A 13,993-nucleotide genomic window follows, 5' to 3' on the forward strand; every position below is an offset into this window, starting at 1 on the left:
TACCGGCCTGCCGTGGCCCCACGCCACGGCGCGCCTTTCATCCCCGTGCCGGTCCCCCCGCCGGCGTGGGGGTGAACCCAAGACAGCCAACGCGCGCCAGCCTTGGCCAGCCAGCCCCTTCCACGGTCGCTGTCTTGGGTTCACCCCTACCCCCTGCTGGTCCGCTACCTTCTACAGCGGTGCCACGCCCCCTGTTTGCCTGAAGCCAGGAGATGACCCGATGTTGGACGCCAACCTGCAGTCGCAGCTGAAGACCTATCTGGAGCGCGTGACCCGCCCGATCCAGATCACCGCGCACGCCGACGACGGCGCCAAGTCGCAGGAAATGCTGGAACTGCTGCAGACCCTGGAAAGCCTGTCGGACAAGATCTCGCTGCAGGTGCTGCGTGACGGCCAGGGCCGAGTGCCCTCGTTCGACCTGGGCACGCCGGGCCAGGATATCCACCTGACCTTCGCCGGCCTGCCGATGGGCCACGAGTTCACCTCGCTGGTGCTGGCCCTGCTGCAGGTGGGCGGCCACCCGTCCAAGGCCACCGCCGAGCTGATCGAGCAGGTGCAGAACCTGGAAGGCGAGTACCGGTTCGAAACCTACTTCTCGCTGTCCTGCCAGAACTGCCCGGACGTGGTGCAGGCGCTGAACCTGGCGGCGGTGCTCAACCCGCGCATCCAGCACGTGGCCATCGACGGTGCCCTGTTCCAGGACGAAGTCGAGAAGCGCGAGATCATGTCGGTGCCGACCGTTTACCTCAACGGTGAAGTGTTCGACCAGGGCCGCATGACCCTCGAGCAGATCGTGGCCAAGCTGGACACCAACGCCAGCAAGCGCGATGCCGAGAAGATCGCCGCCAAGGACGCCTTCGACGTGCTGGTGGTGGGCGGTGGCCCGGCTGGTGCGGCAGCAGCGATCTACGCCGCACGCAAGGGCATCCGCACCGGCATCGCCGCCGAGCGTTTCGGTGGCCAGGTGCTGGACACCATGGCGATCGAGAACTTCATTTCGGTGAAGGAGACCGAAGGCCCGAAGCTGGCCACGGCGCTGGAACAGCACGTGCGCGAGTACGAGGTGGACATCATGAACCTGCAGCGCGCCAGCGCGCTGGTGCCGGCCGGTGATGACGGCCTGGTGCAGGTGCAGCTGGAGAACGGCGCGGTGCTGAAGTCGCGCTCGGTGATCCTGTCCACCGGCGCACGCTGGCGGCAGATGAACGTGCCGGGCGAGGACCAGTACCGCAACAAGGGCGTGGCCTACTGCCCGCACTGCGATGGTCCGCTGTTCAAGGGCAAGCGCGTGGCGGTGATCGGCGGCGGCAACTCCGGCGTGGAAGCGGCCATCGACCTGGCCGGCATCGTGTCGCATGTGACCCTGCTGGAATTCGATTCCAGCCTGCGCGCCGATGAAGTACTGCAGAAGAAGCTGCGCAGCCTGGCCAACGTCACCGTGCTGACCAGCGCGCAGACCACCGAGGTGCTGGGCGACGGCAGCCGTGTCACCGGCCTGGTCTACAAGGACCGCGTCGGCGGCGACGCCCACCGCGTCGAGCTGGAAGGCATCTTCGTGCAGATCGGCCTGCTGCCCAACACCGAGTGGCTGAAGGACACCGTGGCGCTGTCGCCGCGTGGCGAGGTCGTCATCGACGACCGCGGCCAGACCAACCTGCCGGGTGTGTTCGCTGCTGGCGATTGCACGACGGTACCCTACAAGCAGATCATCATCGCCATGGGCGCCGGTTCGACCGCCGCACTGAGCGCGTTCGACCACCTGATCCGCTCGTCGGTGAGCAGCAGCAGCGGTGCCGTTGCTGAAGCTGCCTGATCCACCGTTCCCAGATCACCGGGAACATTGTCTGCCTGTCGGGTAACCACGCCGTCAGCCGGTCCGTTACCCCTGGGGTGTAAGGATGAACCTACGTGATCTGAAGTACCTGGTAGCCCTGGCCGACCACAAGCATTTCGGCCGGGCTGCCGCCTCCTGCTTCGTCAGCCAGCCCACGCTGTCCACGCAGATCCGCAAGCTGGAAGAAGAGCTGGGCCTGCCGCTGGTGGAACGCGCACCGCGCAAGGTGATGCTGACCCCGGCCGGCCAGGAGGCTGCCGCGCGGGCGCGGGTGATCGTGTCCGAAGTGGAACAGCTGAAGGAAGCGGCGCGACGCAGCCGCGACCCGGAAGCCGGTACGGTGCGCCTGGGGATCTTCCCGACCCTGGGCCCGTACCTGCTGCCGCATGTGATCCCGCGCATCCGCGATCGCTTCCCGGAGCTGGAACTGCTGCTGGTCGAGGAAAAGAGCGATGTGCTGCTCGACCGCCTGCGCGAAGGCAAACTCGATGCTGCGCTGCTTGCCCTGCCGGTGATCGACGACCAGCTGCACGCCGAGTTCCTGTTCGAAGAACCGTTCCTGCTGGCTGTTTCCGGGCGCCACCCGCTGGCCCGCCGCGAGCACCTGGACGTGCAGGAACTGGCCACGCAGAAGCTGCTGCTGCTGGAAGACGGGCATTGCCTGCGCGACCAGGCGCTGGAAGTCTGCCGCCTGTTCGGCGCCAACGAGAAGTCCGAGTTCCGCGCCACCAGCCTGGAGACGCTGCGGCAGATGGTTGCCGCCGACGTCGGCATCACCCTGCTGCCGAGCCTGTCGGTGCAACCGCCGGTCCCGCGCTCGAACAACATCCGCCTGCTCGATTTCACCGGCGAAGGCCGTCCCAGCCGCCGCATCGCCATGATCTGGCGCCGCAGCTCGGCCATGAACGACTTCCTGATGGAGCTGGCCGACCAGTTCAAGCGCCTGCCGCAGGCGCTGTTCACCCTGGAGGCGGTCAACACCGCCGGCGACACTGCCGCCCTGCCCGGCCCCGCGCTGAACGGCTGAGCCCCCGCAGTACCGGCCTGGAATCGGCAGGAGTCGATTCCGGCCGCATTTGTCCCCACAATACAGACAGGCGGCGCCAGCAGGTGCCGCCTTTTGCATGGCTTTCAACCAAGGAGCTTCACCATGAGTACCGCCAGCGGCCTGCCGCCGTCGATCACCGTTTCCACCTTCGACATGGACCGCCTGGACGCCATGCTCGAATCCCCTGCGCTGAGCCAGACGCCTGCCGCGCTCGCGCTTGCTGAAGAACTCAACCGTGCCACCGTGCTGGCACCGGACCAGATTCCCGAAGGCATCGTCATGATGCATTCGCGCGTGGAGTGCGAAGATGAAGTCTCGGGCGAGAAGCACGTCCTGACCCTGGTCTTCCCCCGCGAAGCCAACGTCGATGAAGGCAAGGTTTCCGTGCTGGCCCCGGTCGGCAGTGCCCTGCTCGGCCTTTCGATCGGCCAGAGCATCGACTGGAACGCGCCCGGCGGCCGCAAGCTGCGCCTGCGCGTGACCGCGGTTCACAACGTCCGCCCCTGATTACCGCTGCGCACCGCGCGCGATTCGATCCCCCTGCACCAGGAGCCGTAATGAGTACCCCGTCCAAACTGTCCCAGCTGCGCGAACTGTCCGTGGTCGTTGCCGATACCGGTGACTACGACGCCATCAAGCGCCTGCAGCCGGTGGACTGCACCACCAACCCGACCCTGGTGAAGAAGGCGCTGGACCTGCCGGTCTACGCCGAGCTGATCGAACGCGAACTGGCCTGGGGCCGCCAGCAGAGTGGCGACCGCGAAGCCGTGGTGCATGCCGTGGCCGACCGCCTGACCATCGGCGTCGGCGCGCTGCTGAGCACGCTGGTACCGGGCCGCGTGTCCACCGAAGTGGATGCCGACCAGGCTTACGACACCGCCGCCACCGTGGCCAAGGCCCGCCAGTTCATCCAGATGTACGCTGATGCAGGCGTGCCGCGCGAGAAGATCCTGATCAAGATCGCCGCGACCTGGGAAGGCGTGGAAGCCGCGCGCATCCTGCAGGCCGAGGGTATCGACTGCAACCTGACCCTGATCTTCAACCCGACCCAGGCGCTGGCCTGCAGCGAAGCCGGCGCGTTCCTGATCTCGCCGTTCGTCGGCCGCATCCTCGATTGGTACGTGGCCAACGGCCAGACCCCGGCCAGCATCGACGAAGACCCGGGCGTGAAGTTCGTGCGTGGCGTGTATGCCGAATTCAAGCGTCGCGGTTCGTCGACGGTGGTGATGGGTGCCTCGTTCCGTTCGACCGCGCAGATCGAAGCACTGGCCGGCTGCGACCGCCTGACGATTTCGCCGGACCTGCTGGAGAAGCTGGACGCCGACCACGGCGAGCTGCCGCGCAAGCTGGTGGCCGGTGCCGCCGACGGCGTGGCGGTGACCCCGATCGATGCGGCGAAGTTCGCGGCGGATCTGGCGGCCGATCCGATGGCGACCGAGAAGCTGGCAACCGGTATCGAGGCGTTTGCCAAGGATCTGGAAGCACTGCGTCAGCGGATCCGCGAGGCACTGTGAGGGTTCCGGCCAACGGCTGAGCCCCTCGTGGCGGGTCGCGCAAGGCAGATCGTGGGATTGGCAGGGCGGGTGGGCCATGCAGGGGACGCTGCAAGTACGTCCATGTAAGCTCGGTCGCCGCATCCATGCGGCTCACGCCCCTGCACGACCCACCCGCCCTGCCTTCGACAGTTTCCTGCGGCCGCCCGCCACGGAAGAAGGAAAGAAGAGCAACAGCGGGTCGCGCGCTTCGCTTGCTCGGAGCCGAGCATGGCTCGGCTCTACAAGGGCAATGCAGAACCAAACAAAAAGGACGCGGCGAACGCCGCGTCCTTTTTGCTTTCCATCAGTTCGTCAGTAACCCAATGCTCTTTCCCACCGTCACCGGGAAACTGTCGGGGGTGGGGCGGTGTGGGTTGGCAGGACCGTTGGCGCCATGGATGGCGCCATCGAGCCCCCAAGGACGGGTTTACGGCGTGTCCTGCCAACCCACACCGCCCCACCCAACAAGCAGCAACCCAGAGCCGCTTTGGCTTTGGCTTTGGCTTTCAGCCGTTGACGTTGCCCGCCGCAGGCGGACCACCGCGCGTCAGCGCGGCACCTCCACATCCAACCCGATCGGGCAGCTCACGCCGGTGCCGCCGATACCGCAGTAACCGTTCGGGTTCTTCGCCAGGTACTGCTGGTGGTAATCCTCGGCGTAGTAATACTCAGGCGCCGGATACACGATCTCGGTGGTGATCGGGCCATAACCGGCGGCGTCCAGCTGCGCCTGGTAGGCCTCGCGGCTGGCCAGCGCTGCCTTGTACTGCGCCTCGTCGGTGGCGTGGATCGCCGAGCGGTACTGGGTGCCGGTGTCGTTGCCCTGGCGCATGCCCTGGGTCGGGTCGTGGCTCTCCCAGAACAGCTGAAGCAGCCGCTCCAGGCTCACCACCGCCGGGTCGAACACCACCTGCACCACTTCGGTGTGGCCGGTCAGGCCCGAGCAGACCTCTTCATAGGTCGGGTTCGGGGTAATGCCGCCGGCATAGCCGACCGAGGTGCTGTACACGCCCGGTTCGGTCCAGAACTTGCGCTCAGCGCCCCAGAAGCAGCCCAGCGCGAAACGGATCTGCTGCAGGCCGGCGAAACGGTCCTTCAGCGGATGGCTGTTCACGAAGTGCTGGTTGCTGTGCAGCGGCAGCGGTTGGTCACGCCCCGGTAGTGCTTCTTCCGGGCGCGGCAGGCGCTGCTTGAAGGCGCCGATGCCGAGGATGCCCTGGCCAATTCCCAACATGATGCGCTCCTACGCCGGAAGTCCGGCTATGTCGTCTGCATCTGAGATGGGGGCGTCCGGCGCGTGGCCCAAGTCCAGCGCCGCCACGATGTCCTCGGCCTGCGGCCGCGCCGCGTCGGGGATGCCCACCCGCAGCACGCCGAACAGCGGCAGCTCGCCCATGCCACCCAGCAGCGACTCGCCGAACACGAAGGCCGGGATGCCGGCATCTTCCAGCGCGTGCTTGACCAGGTGGGCGTCGAACAGGTTGTCGGCCTTGTACACGATGTGCATGCGGCGGCTCCATGGGACATGGGTCCAGCATACGCCCGGGGGCTGAATGGTGGTGGTGACGGCGCGTGACCATTCCGCCGGCCAGCCCTACCGGGCAGCCCTGCCCCGTACGCGCTAGACTGTTGGTCTTTCTGCCTTTCTTTTCGCCGACTCATGTCCGAGCACACCCCCGCCAGCCCCGAGACCCCCGCCGACAGCCACGAAAAGCGCGATTTCATCCGCCAGATCGTGCGCGAGGACCTGGCCAGCGGAAAGCACCAGGCGATCAAGACCCGCTTCCCGCCGGAGCCGAACGGCTACCTGCACATCGGCCACGCCAAGTCGATCTGCCTGAACTTCGGCATCGCCGGTGAATTCAGCGGCGTCTGCAACCTGCGTTTCGACGACACCAACCCGGCCAAGGAAGATCCGGAATACGTGGCCGCGATCCAGGACGACGTGCGCTGGCTGGGCTTCAGCTGGAACGAGCTGCGCCACGCCTCGGACTACTTCCAGACTTATTACCTGGCCGCCGAGAAGCTGATCGAACAGGGCAAGGCCTATGTCTGCGACCTGTCGGCCGAGGAAGTGCGCGCCTACCGCGGCACCCTGACCGAGCCGGGCCGCCCGTCGCCGTGGCGCGACCGCAGCGTCGAGGAAAACCTCGACCTGTTCCGCCGCATGCGGGCCGGTGAATTCCCGGATGGCGCGCGTACCCTGCGCGCCAAGATCGACATGGCCAGCGGCAACATCAACCTGCGCGATCCGGCGCTGTACCGCATCAAGCACGTCGAGCACCAGAACACCGGCAACGCGTGGCCGATCTACCCGATGTACGACTTCGCCCATGCGCTGGGTGATTCGATCGAGGGCATCACCCACTCGTTGTGCACGCTGGAATTCGAAGACCACCGCCCGCTGTACGACTGGTGCGTGGACAACGTCGATTTCGCCCATGACGATGCGCTGACCCAGCCGCTGGTCGACGCCGGCCTGCCGCGCGAAGCGGCCAAGCCGCGCCAGATCGAGTTCTCGCGCCTGAACATCAACTACACGGTGATGAGCAAGCGCAAGCTGATGGCGCTGGTCACCGAACAGCTGGTGGACGGCTGGGAAGACCCGCGCATGCCGACCCTGCAGGGCCTGCGTCGCCGTGGCTATACCCCTGCGGCGATGCGCCTGTTCGCCGAACGCGTGGGCATCAGCAAGCAGAACTCGCTGATCGACTTCAGCGTGCTGGAAGGCGCGCTGCGCGAAGACCTGGACAGTGCCGCGCCGCGCCGCATGGCGGTGATCGATCCGGTCAAGCTGGTGCTGACCAACCTGCCGGAAGGCCACGAAGAACAGCTGACCTTCAGCAACCACCCGAAGGACGAGAGCTTCGGCAGCCGCGAAGTACCGTTCGCACGCGAAGTGTGGATCGACCGCGAGGACTTCGCCGAAGTACCGCCGAAGGGCTGGAAGCGCCTGGTCCCGGGTGGCGAAGTGCGCCTGCGCGGCGCCGGCATCATCCGCTGCGATGAAGTGATCAAGGATGCCGACGGCGCCATCACCGAGCTGCGCGGCTGGCTGGATCCCGAATCGCGTCCGGGCATGGAAGGCGCCAACCGCAAGGTCAAGGGCACCATCCACTGGGTCAGCGCCGTGCACGGCGTACCGGCCGAGATCCGCCTGTATGACCGCCTGTTCTCGGTGGCCAATCCGGACGACGAATCGGAAGGCAAGACCTACCGCGACTACCTCAACCCGGAATCGCGCCGCACCGTCACCGGCTATGTCGAGCCGGCCGCGGCCAGCGCCGCGCCGGAGCAGTCGTTCCAGTTCGAGCGTACCGGCTACTTCGTGGCCGACCGCCGCGACCACACCGAGGCCAAGCCGGTGTTCAACCGCAGCGTGACCCTGCGCGACACCTGGTCGGCCTGAGGACCTGCGCGGGCGCCGGGAAGGCGCCCGCACGAACCCTACGATGATCACCGCCCTTTCCGCCCTGCTCTGGTTCATCTCGCAGCATCCGCTGCTGACGTTCTTTTCGGCGATGGTGCTGGCCGGGCTGGTCTCGTGGTGGCGGCGCTTTCCGGGCTACGCCATCGTGGTGTTCCCGCTGGCGATGCTCAACATCTTCCTCGGCCACTTTCTCAACGCCGCCTTCCTCAACGTGGTGGGCGAGCGCGGTGAAGCGGTGATCGTGAAGTCCGAGCGGACCAGCTCGACGATGAACGAGCAGTACATCTGGCGCTACGAAGCGGTACTGCGCACTGCCGAAGGCCGCGATGTGGAAGTGGTGTTCCACACCAACACCGCCTCGCTGTGGCCGCTGGAGAACGCGATCCGCATCCCGGCGCCCGACCAGCCATTCGTGGTGAAGTACACGCCGGGTTTCCCGCGCAACTTCGTCATCCTCACCAACGAATCCCCGCACGGCATCGCCCAGGCCCGTGCCACTGCGCGCGAGCGCGTGGAGGTGGCGGCACGCAAGCTGCACTTCAGCCCGGGCAATGCCGGTTTCCGCGCGGACTATCGCCGCGAGCTGGAAACCTGGCTGCGCGACCACGGCAACGATCCGCAACAGCAGCCCGACGCGCTGCGATATCGCGCCGAACTCGACGCGCTCGACCGCTAGATCCCCAGGCCCTGCCTGGATGTTTCACCCCATCCACCCACAGGCCTGACATGACCACGACCTCCGCCGCCCTCCTCCCGCTGCTGCAGCAGGTCCTGCAGGACGCCGGCATCGCCAGTCGCGTCGACGGCGGCGCGCTGCTGCTGGACAGCGGCCTGCGCCTGACACCGCATGCGATGGCGGCACACGCGCGCGACAACGGCGGCTGGCAGACCTCCACGGTCATCGAGATCGAGCACCCCGTGCTGTTCGCCGATGGCCTGTTCGAGTACCAGCACGCCAACGGTGCCGATGAGCAGGCGTCGCTGCTGTCCGGCTTCCAGACCTGGGTGCGGGTGGACCTGGCGACCCTGCAGACCGCGATCGGCGCCGAAGATGCACAGGGCCTGCCGATGCTGGGCCTGACCTATCCGGCCAGCGACGACGGCGAGGAACACGAACGCACCGTGGTGCTGGGGCCGTTGGCGCACTACCGCGCGCAGGAGGTGGATGCCTCCACCTGCAGCGAGGACGACCACGGTTCCTGCCCCTGCTGTCTGTTCACCAAGAGCATGGACGCCTTCGACGACCTGCTGAAGGCGCGCCAGTTCCTTGCCATCCGCCTGTTCGCCTCGCGCGATGCCGATGGCCTGTGCGAGGCCGATTGCCGGGTCAACGGCCACGACTTCGCCGGCGCCCTTCCCCTGCTGCGCGCCTACGCGGCCAGCTGGCCGCAGGCCGGGCTGGAATTCCGCAAGCAGTACGTGGTGATCCGTACCGGTTCACCGGGCTGATCCGCCGCCACACCCGATACAGGCCGGTGCAGCTACACTGCGCGCCGGTTTCCCAAGCAACCGCACTTTCTTCCATCCCACTACGAGGCACCCCCGCGATGCTGTACGCGCAAGTCCACCTGACCCTTCCCGCCTGGATCCACGACCAGATCGACCTGGATCGTCGATATCCGGGCGATGAGGCCAAGGTCGCGCTGGCGATCGAGCTGTCGCGGCTGAACGTCGAACACGCCAGTGGCGGCCCGTTCGGTGCCGTGGTGTTCGGCCCGGATGACAAGGTCATCGCCGCCGGCGTGAACCGGGTGATGCCGCATGCGACCTCGCTGGCGCATGCCGAGAACATGGCCTACATGCTGGCCCAGCAGCGCCTGCAGACCCCGCGCCTGAACGCGGTGCTGTCGCCTGTCACCCTGGCCACCAGCTCGCAGCCGTGCTGCCAGTGCTACGGCGCCACCGTATGGGCCGGCATCGACCGCCTGCTGATCGGCGCCAACTCGGCCGACGTCGAGGAACTGACCCCGTTCGACGAAGGCCCGCTGCCGGCCGACTGGGTGGGCGAACTCAACAAGCGCGGCATCGAAGTCGTGCAGGGCTTGAACCGCGACGCTGCGCGCAGCGTGCTGCGTGCCTATGGGGAAAGCGATGGCGCCCGTTACTGAAACCGGCATCGGCCTGCTGTGCCTGTGCCGGCAGGGCTTCGAGCCCGAGCTGGCCGGCGAGCTGCAGTTCCGCGCCGGTGAAGCCGGTTTCGCCGGCTACGCGCGCACCCAGCGCAATGACGGCTACGTGCTGTTCATGTGCGACGAGGCGGCTGCGCTGGCACCGCGCCTGCGCTGGCGCGAGCTGATCTTCGCGCGGCAGAAGCTGGTGGTACTGGCCGAGCTGCCGCAGTTGGACGCGAACGATCGCATCACCCCGATGCTGGAGGTGCTGGCCGATGCGCCGCGCTTCGGTGACCTGTGGGTGGAGCACCCCGATTCGGACGCCGGCAAGCCGCTGTCCGGGTTGGCCCGTGCCTTCGGCAATGCACTGCGCCCGGCGCTGCGCAAGGCCGGCAAGCTGACCGACAAGCCCAATACGCGCCTGCCGCGCCTGCACGTGGTGTTCGTCGACGGTACCCACGCCTTCGTCTGCGTGGCCGACCCGGCCGACAGCGCGCCGTGGGCACTGGGCATCCCGCGCCTGAAGCTGCTGCCCGAAGCGCCTTCGCGTTCGGCGCTGAAGCTGGACGAAGCGCTGCTGACCCTGCTGACGCCGGAAGAGCGCGAAGCGCTGGCCAAGCCCGGCATGCGTGCGGCCGACCTGGGCGCCGCACCGGGCGGCTGGACCTGGGTGCTGACCCGCCAGCACATGCACGTACTGAGCATCGACAACGGTCCGCTGCGCCAGCACGTGCTGGACACCGGCCTGGTCGAGCACCTGCGCGCCGATGGCTTCCATTGGCATCCGGAGCAGCCGCTGGACTGGATGGTCTGCGACATGGTCGAGCAGCCGCGGCGCGTGGCCGAGCGCATGGCCACCTGGTTCCGCGAAGGCTGGTGCCGGCACGCGATCTTCAACCTGAAGCTGCCGATGAAGAAGCGCTGGGACGAAACCCGCTTGTGCCTGGACCTGTTCCAGGACCAGGCCGGCAAGCCGCTGGTGGTGCGCGCCAAGCAGCTGTATCACGATCGGGAAGAAATCACGGTGCTGGCCTCGCCGCTGCGCTGAACCCATTGCATCCGCCGGGCATGGCCCGGCGCTACCGGGGAACGGAACCATGCGCTACCACTCGCTCACCCTGCTGATCACTTTGCTGTCAGCCGCACCGGCCATGGCCCAGCACCTGCCGCACACCCCGGCGCAGAGCCAGCCGCTGGGCCCCACCGGCGGCGCGATCCGCCAGCAGCCACTGGATGCCGGTCGGGTCAGCGGCAGCGTCGAGATTGCACAGCCGGCCGGCGAGGCACAGGTGACGGTGCGTTCGCTGGAGCCCAGCAGCGTGGTTGGCCAGTACCGCATCCACTTCGCCGCGCTGGATGTGAACGGCGATGGTTTCATCAGCCGCGAGGAAGCGCAGGCAAATCCGGCACTGGCCGATGAGTTCAATGCACTGGACGTGAAGCGTCGCGGCAAGCTGGATCGTGCAGACCTGGCCGGTTGGCTGGTCGACTGAAAAAAGGGACGGAGGGGATCAAGTCGTTTGTGGCACAAACGACTTGATCCCCTCCGTCCCCTTTTTTGTTCACTGATGCCGGAAGCGTCGTGCGGCATGTATTCCGCTTACACCCCAGCGGCGCGCTTCCAGAACGCCTGCACCAGCGGCGGCCATTTGCCGACACAGCCCAGCGCGCGACCACGGGCCAGGGTCAGGTGCATTTCGTCGTTGGAGAACAGGCGGTTGATCGCATCGAAGCTGTAAGCGGCGATGTGGTTGTCGCTGCGCCGTTCGCGTGCCCAGCGCTGCAGTCGCTGCGGCGACAGCCGCGGCTGGCCCCGACGCTCGGCGGACGGTGCCAGCCACTGCTGCAGGGCGGCGACATCGCGCAGCCCCAGGTTCACGCCCTGCCCGGCCAGCGGATGCACCACATGTGCGGCATCGCCCAGCGCCAGCACGCGGCCGGCCACATAGTGACGGGCCAGCTGCCGGCGCAGCGGGAACGCCGCACGCGGCGAGGCCAGCCGCAGGTCACCCAGCCGCGCCGCAAAGGCGCGGGTCAGTTCGCGGTTGAACGCATCTTCGTCCAGCGCCAGCACGCGTGTTGCCTCGTCTTCAGGCAGGGTCCAGACGATCGAGCTGCGGCACTCGGCCACCGGCAGCAGCGCCAGTGGACCGCTCGGCAGGAAACGCTGCCAGGCCGTGGCCTGGTTGGGAAGATCGCTGTCCACATAGGCCACCACGCCACGCTGGTGGTAGTCGTGCTTTTCAACCTCGATCCCGGCCAGCTGGCGCAGGGTCGACTCGGCACCGTCGGCGGCCACCGCCAACGCCGCTTCCAGGCGGCGACCGTCATCCAGGCGCAGGCGCACGCCATCCTCGTCCTGCTCCAGTGCTTCCACCCGTGCCGGGCAGTGCAACTGCACGCCCGCCGCCGGCAGCGCCGCCCACAGGCGGTCCTGCAGCAGGCCGTTCTCGACGATGTAGCCCAGTTCGCGCCGGCCGAAACGATCAGCGTCGAACAGCAGATCCTCGCCACCGGCCGCGTCCCACACCTGCATGCGCCGGTAGGGCCAGGCGCGGGCCTGCGCGATCGCCGGCCACACGCCCAGGCGGTTCAACAGCTGCACGTTGTCGGCGGCAAAGGCGAACACGCGCAGGTCAGGCTGTGCGGCCTGCCACGGCGCTGGTTCACGGCCTTCCACCAGCGCAACCGACAGGCCGGCATCGGCCAGCGCCAGCGCACACGCGGCACCGACCACGCCACCACCGACGATGGCCACATCAAGACGCGTGCGCCGGCTCATGCGGCTTCTCCACGGCACAGGCGCGGCACGTCGCCACGGAAGCCCATCGCGCCACCGACCAGCATCGACTGCACCGACGCGCGTTGCGCGGCCACCAGGCCGAGGCTGCGCAGCGGCCGCATCAGCGGCGCCGGGTTGCTGGTCAGGCGCGCCAGGCCGCCGGAGAACGCCACCGTCTGCCGGCGGTCTTCCTCGCGGCGCGCGACATAGGCCTGCAGCAGTGCATCACTGCCGGCATCCTCATGCGCATCCTCCAGCAGCTCGGCCAGGGTCAGCGCATCGCGCAGGCCCAGGTTGAAGCCCTGTGCACCCAGCGGATGAATGGTCTGCGCGGCATTGCCCAGCAGTACCGTGCGTTCACCGGCCAGCGCGCGCGCCAGTACCTGGATGAGCGGATAAGCACTGCGTGGACCAGATTCGAGCAGGCGGCCGGCACGCCAGCCGATCGCGTTCTGCAGGCGTTGCAGCCACGCCGCATCGTCCAGCGCCATCACCGCATCGGCGTGGTCGCGCGCTACGCCATGCACAGTGCCGAAGTGACGATCGCCACGCGGCAGCAGGGCAGTCGGGCCGGTATCGGTGAACCGCTCCCAGGCCGTGCCGTCCGGCGCGCGCTGGCTGCGCACGCGGGCCACGAACAGGGTCTGCTGGAAATCATGGCGGTCGACCTCGATGCCCAGCGCGCCACGCACGCCGCTGGTGGTGCCATCGGCCCCCACCACCAGACGTGCCAGCAGCACGCGTTCACCCGCCTCGTCAGCCACCCGCACCTGGCGGTAGCCGTCCACCACCTCGCCCAGTCCCAGGAACCGCATCGGCCGGTAACGGCGCAGGCGCGGCAGCTCCTGAAGCCGCGCTTCCAGCGCCTGGCCGAAATCGCGCGCGACCACCACCTGGCCGAACCACGGCCGGTCGTAATCGGCCGCTTCGAGCTGCACACGGCCGAAATCGCCGGCACGACTGACATGGATGCGCCGGATCGGGCCCGGTGCCATCGCCAGCTTCTGCATCACCCCCAGCGCGGTCAGCGCATTGACGGTGGCAGCGGCGAAACTGAGATTGCGCTGGTCGAACACCGCGGGCAGCTCGCCGGCCGGGCTGGCCTCGAGCAGGCCCACGTCGCGGCCCAGGCGGTCCAGGGCAATGGCCAGGCTGGCACCGACCAGGCCACCACCGACGATCAGCACGTCATGTCGTTCACTCATGTGTTCATGATACGCGCTCGTCCCGACTGTACGCCGAACGGGCGGCAC

General features: G+C 67.7%; 14 protein-coding genes. 10 read left to right on the forward strand and 4 right to left on the reverse strand.

Annotated features, from left to right (window positions below; translation table 11 throughout):
• The first annotated feature begins 220 nt into the window (after positions 1–220).
• The 4 genes from ahpF to AC5QAH_RS20805 all read left to right on the forward strand — a co-directional run bounded on the left by ahpF (position 221) and on the right by AC5QAH_RS20805 (position 4,396).
• Positions 221–1,813 (forward strand): alkyl hydroperoxide reductase subunit F, encoded by a 1,593-nt coding sequence (ahpF, locus tag AC5QAH_RS20790; RefSeq protein WP_057503661.1) that lies wholly within the window; start codon positions 221–223, stop codon positions 1,811–1,813.
• A gap of 85 nt (positions 1,814–1,898) precedes the next feature.
• Positions 1,899–2,861 carry a LysR substrate-binding domain-containing protein gene (locus tag AC5QAH_RS20795; RefSeq protein ID WP_010481807.1) on the forward strand — a complete coding sequence of 321 codons (963 nt, stop codon included), beginning with the start codon at positions 1,899–1,901 and terminating at the stop codon, positions 2,859–2,861.
• Positions 2,862–2,984: 123 nt separating this feature from the next.
• Positions 2,985–3,389 carry a nucleoside diphosphate kinase regulator gene (gene rnk, locus AC5QAH_RS20800; protein WP_049453811.1) on the forward strand — a complete coding sequence of 135 codons (405 nt, stop codon included), beginning with the start codon at positions 2,985–2,987 and terminating at the stop codon, positions 3,387–3,389.
• 50 nt (positions 3,390–3,439) lie between these two features.
• Positions 3,440–4,396 (forward strand): transaldolase, encoded by a 957-nt coding sequence (locus tag AC5QAH_RS20805; RefSeq protein WP_125438309.1) that lies wholly within the window; start codon positions 3,440–3,442, stop codon positions 4,394–4,396.
• A gap of 568 nt (positions 4,397–4,964) precedes the next feature.
• On the opposite strand, the gene msrA is transcribed toward AC5QAH_RS20805, so the two are convergent.
• Both msrA and AC5QAH_RS20815 read right to left on the reverse strand, forming a co-directional pair.
• Positions 4,965–5,630, reverse strand: a complete 666-nt coding sequence (msrA, locus tag AC5QAH_RS20810) for a peptide-methionine (S)-S-oxide reductase MsrA (RefSeq protein ID WP_043398134.1) — start codon at positions 5,628–5,630, stop codon at positions 4,965–4,967.
• A gap of 30 nt (positions 5,631–5,660) precedes the next feature.
• A complete protein-coding gene (locus AC5QAH_RS20815; RefSeq protein ID WP_010481810.1) occupies positions 5,661–5,924 on the reverse strand; it encodes a putative signal transducing protein in 264 nt (87 codons plus the stop codon).
• A 153-nt stretch (positions 5,925–6,077) separates the two neighbouring features.
• Between AC5QAH_RS20815 and AC5QAH_RS20820 the strand changes: the two genes are divergently transcribed.
• From AC5QAH_RS20820 to AC5QAH_RS20845, 6 genes are all read left to right on the forward strand, one after another.
• Entirely contained in the window at positions 6,078–7,826 is a 1,749-nt protein-coding gene (locus AC5QAH_RS20820; RefSeq protein WP_191863298.1) for a glutamine--tRNA ligase/YqeY domain fusion protein, read from the forward strand.
• A gap of 43 nt (positions 7,827–7,869) precedes the next feature.
• Positions 7,870–8,523 (forward strand): membrane protein, encoded by a 654-nt coding sequence (locus AC5QAH_RS20825; RefSeq protein WP_010481813.1) that lies wholly within the window; start codon positions 7,870–7,872, stop codon positions 8,521–8,523.
• 50 nt (positions 8,524–8,573) lie between these two features.
• Positions 8,574–9,296: a DUF6348 family protein gene (locus AC5QAH_RS20830; protein WP_010481815.1), complete on the forward strand. Its 723-nt coding sequence runs from the start codon at positions 8,574–8,576 to the stop codon at positions 9,294–9,296.
• Between the two features lie 98 nt (positions 9,297–9,394).
• Positions 9,395–9,955, forward strand: coding sequence for a nucleoside deaminase (locus AC5QAH_RS20835; protein WP_004154307.1), 561 nt, complete (start codon positions 9,395–9,397; stop codon positions 9,953–9,955).
• Positions 9,939–11,006, forward strand: a complete 1,068-nt coding sequence (gene rlmM, locus AC5QAH_RS20840) for a 23S rRNA (cytidine(2498)-2'-O)-methyltransferase RlmM (RefSeq protein WP_010481817.1) — start codon at positions 9,939–9,941, stop codon at positions 11,004–11,006. The genes AC5QAH_RS20835 and rlmM overlap by 17 nt, the downstream gene beginning before the upstream one ends.
• A gap of 49 nt (positions 11,007–11,055) precedes the next feature.
• On the forward strand, positions 11,056–11,451 hold the full coding sequence (locus tag AC5QAH_RS20845; protein ID WP_019337027.1) for an EF-hand domain-containing protein: 396 nt from the start codon (positions 11,056–11,058) through the stop codon (positions 11,449–11,451).
• 107 nt (positions 11,452–11,558) lie between these two features.
• Here the strand turns inward: AC5QAH_RS20845 and AC5QAH_RS20850 are convergent, their stop codons facing one another.
• Both AC5QAH_RS20850 and ubiH read right to left on the reverse strand, forming a co-directional pair.
• Positions 11,559–12,740 carry a UbiH/UbiF family hydroxylase gene (locus AC5QAH_RS20850; protein ID WP_495232548.1) on the reverse strand — a complete coding sequence of 394 codons (1,182 nt, stop codon included), beginning with the start codon at positions 12,738–12,740 and terminating at the stop codon, positions 11,559–11,561.
• Positions 12,737–13,945 carry a 2-octaprenyl-6-methoxyphenyl hydroxylase gene (gene ubiH, locus AC5QAH_RS20855; RefSeq protein ID WP_019338106.1) on the reverse strand — a complete coding sequence of 403 codons (1,209 nt, stop codon included), beginning with the start codon at positions 13,943–13,945 and terminating at the stop codon, positions 12,737–12,739. Before ubiH ends, AC5QAH_RS20850 begins: the two co-directional genes overlap by 4 nt.
• Between the last annotated feature and the right edge of the window lie 48 nt (positions 13,946–13,993).

The organism is Stenotrophomonas sp. YJH_SMC_43, from assembly GCF_059372535.1.